At 62.7% G+C, this 3117-nt stretch carries 2 protein-coding genes; one reads left to right on the top strand and one right to left on the bottom strand.

The window, feature by feature from the left end:
- The first annotated feature begins 367 nt into the window (after positions 1–367).
- Positions 368–2584 (top strand): TonB-dependent receptor, encoded by a 2217-nt coding sequence (locus LH128_RS29675; protein ID WP_008828729.1) that lies wholly within the window; start codon positions 368–370, stop codon positions 2582–2584.
- Between the two features lie 70 nt (positions 2585–2654).
- On the opposite strand, the gene LH128_RS29670 is transcribed toward LH128_RS29675, so the two are convergent.
- On the bottom strand, positions 2655–2906 hold the full coding sequence (locus LH128_RS29670) for a hypothetical protein (RefSeq protein ID WP_008833401.1): 252 nt from the start codon (positions 2904–2906) through the stop codon (positions 2655–2657).
- Positions 2907–3117: the final 211 nt, after the last annotated feature.

Below are 3117 nucleotides of genomic sequence, written 5' to 3'. Positions count from 1 at the left end.
TCGTCGTACTCGACCGCGACCTGTTCGCCATCGATCCGGAGACGATTGCGCAAACCGGCGTGCTGCGCACCGTCGTCGGCGGAAAACAGCGCTTCGGCTGAGCGGCGCTGCCGCACACCGGCATTTCAGCCCGCCGGGCGATGTTTCCCGAGGTGGGCAGATCACGCATCGACGGCGGGAGTTTTCCGAATGCGGCCAGCATCACCTGGTCCCCTGCCTCAGGACAAACTGGATGTTTTCGGCTCCAGGCCGCAGTCAGATGGAATGCTGGACCGTGCGGCTCGGCGCGGGCGCAGGAAGGAACCTTTGCAGCGGACGGGAAAATCCGTCGCGGCAGATCGAGTCAACTCATTTTGGGGTACGAACCATGCGCATTTCCATCATTCGGGGATCCAGCGCCGCGGCGCTCGCGGCGACATTCGCAATCGCCTCACCCGCCTTCGCCCAGCATGCTCCCCGCGATGCCGAGAGCGAGGAGAGCCGCAACGACATCATCGTAACGGGTCAGCAGGCGCAGAAGCAGGTCGTAAGCGACGGCAATATCGGCGTCCTGGGTAACAAGGACGCACTCTCCACACCGTTCAACATCACGTCCTACACGGCGCAGCTGATCCTCGATCAACAATCCGAGACGATTGGCGACGTTCTCGAAAACGACCCTTCGGTTCGCACCACTTATGGCTCGGGCAACCAGTCCGAGCTGTTCGTCATCCGCGGCTTCGCATTGAACGGGGACGATGTGTCGATCGACGGCCTTTATGGCGTCACACCGCGCCAACTCGTCTCGCCGGAACTCTATGAGAGCGTCCAGGTCCTGAACGGTGCCAGCGCCTTCCTGTTCGGCGCTGCTCCGGGTGGGTCCGGCATCGGCGGCGGCATCAATCTGGTGCCGAAGCGCGCGCAGAAGACGTTGATCCGCGGCACCGCGAGCTACAGCGCCGACGGCATTCTGGGCGGCAATGTCGATATCGGCACACGTTTCGGCCCGGACCGGGAATTCGGCATCCGCGTGAACGGAGTCTATCGTTCGGGCGACACTGCGGTCGATAACGAGCACCGCGAGGTAAAGGTCGCAGGCGCCAGCTTCGACTTCCGCAAGGGACCGGGGCGCTTCTTCCTCGACTTCGGCTACGAGGAGCAGGCGGCAAACTATAGCCGGCCAACAGTACGGCTGGCGAACAACATCGCGGTTCCCAGGACGCCGGACGCCAACGACAATTACGGACAGCCCTGGACCTTCACCAAGCTGCGAGACATTTATGCGCTGGCGCGTGTCGAAATCGATATCGCCAAGGACTGGATGGTCTATCTCGCCGCGGGAATGCGCGACGGATCCGAAAAAGGCGATTATTCGACGCTCACGATCACCAATGCGGCCACCGGTGCCGGCACCGGCTCGCGCCTTTACGTCCCGCGCGAGGACAATAACGAGAGCGGCCAGTTCGGCCTGCGCGGCAAGTTCGCCGTGAGCGGCATCACCAACGAAATCAACTTCGGTGGATCGGCCACCTATACGGAAAACCGCAATGCCTTTGCCTTCGGTGCCTTCCCAGCGGCGGTCCGCACAGCCTGCGGGGCAAGTGCCACTTCCTTCTGCACCAATCTCTACAATGCCCCGATCGTCGATCGGCCGCCGAACTCGGTAACGCCGGGCCTGGTCTCCGGCTCCTTTACAGATCTGCCGCGCGTCTCGACCGGCGCGTTCACCAGCCTGTTCGCATCGGACACGATCGGATTTCTGGGCGATCGCATCCTCGTCACCGTCGGCGCGCGACGGCAGAACATGATAGTCAACGCCTACAATCGCACCACGCTCGCCCGGACCAGCCGCTACGATGAAAGCCGGACGACCCCGGTGGTAGGTGTAATCGTCAAGCCGGCCGGCACTGTCTCCCTTTACGCCAACCGTATCGAGGGCCTGGCCCAAGGCCCCACCGCGCCGCTCACCAACGTCACCAATCCGGGCGAAGTGTTCGCGCCATACAAGTCAGTTCAGTATGAACTCGGCGGCAAGATGGCGATCCACGGCCTTACCGGCACCGTCGCGCTCTATCAGACGAAACAGCCGAGCACCTTCACCACGACGCCTGCAAGCGGCCTGGGCACCTTCGTGGTAGACGGTGAGCAGCGCAATCGCGGCGTCGAGGTCACCCTCAACGGCGAACCCGCCGACTGGCTTTGCTTCATCGGCGGGTTCTCGGTCAACGATGCCAAGATTACCAAATCGCTGAACGGGGTGAACAACGGCAAGAAGGCGATCGGCGTCCCCGACTACCAGGTCAATTTCGGCACCGAGGTCGTGCCGTCCTTCATCGAGGCCCTGACGTTGACCGGCCGCGTGGTCCTGACCGGCAAGCAGATGATCAACATCCCCAGCGCGGCGGCCGCCGCTCAGGAACTGCCTGACTGGGTCCGTTTCGATCTCGGCGCGCGCTATGTCGCAGTGATCGGCGAACACCCCGTCACCTTCCGTATGAGCGCCGAAAACATCGCCAATCGCCGCTACTGGTCATCGGCGTTCGGCGGCTATCTATTGCAGGGCTCGCCGCGCACCGTGAAGGCGTCGATGACTTTCGAATATTGATGCCGGATCATCCCGCGCCGTACGGCGTCGAACGGCGCGGGATGCCGACTGATCGCGCGGGGGGGGGGGGCTACTGAGCTGCCTGCCTCTCCGCATCGAGCCGCTCGACAAGTTTTTCGATCTCGCCGGGATTGAGAACCCAGGTGCGGGTCTTGCGCCCTTCGCGAAACACGGGCCGCGTCAGCAGGATGCGCGGCTGCTCCTTGGCGAAAGGTTTGAAGAGAGAGAAGTGCATCACGCATTCGAGCATCGATCCGATCACCGGCGTCTTGCCATCCAGATCGATCAGCGTTGCGGGCTGGTCCCAGGGAATGTTCATCATGGCGCGCGACTATCGCGGGTTTGGACCAAGCTCAATGCCGCAAATGTGACGTTGCCGGTCGTCGGGATCCGCAAGGCTTTCGGCTCCGGCGCGCTGCACTGCTGGTGGTCAGAAGTGGCCGGGTTGGTCTGAACACGTCAAGCGGTTGACACCTTTAATCAGCGGTCCAAGGCGCAGTGGCGTGACATGTCGTGGCGTGAGCGCTTGTTTT

The organism is Sphingomonas sp. LH128, from assembly GCF_000293195.2.
Lineage (GTDB): Bacteria > Pseudomonadota > Alphaproteobacteria > Sphingomonadales > Sphingomonadaceae > Novosphingobium > Novosphingobium resinovorum_A.
The sequence above is the reverse complement of the archived record's forward strand: the minus strand, read 5'-3'. Positions and strand labels throughout refer to the sequence as shown.

Excerpts from the sequence above, each read along its gene's own strand:
- LH128_RS29675 (WP_008828729.1), top strand. The coding sequence starts at position 368 with ATGCGCATTTCCATCATTCGGGGATCCAGCGCCGCGGCGCTCGCGGCG.
- LH128_RS29670 (WP_008833401.1), bottom strand. The coding sequence starts at position 2,906 with ATGATGAACATTCCCTGGGACCAGCCCGCAACGCTGATCGATCTGGAT.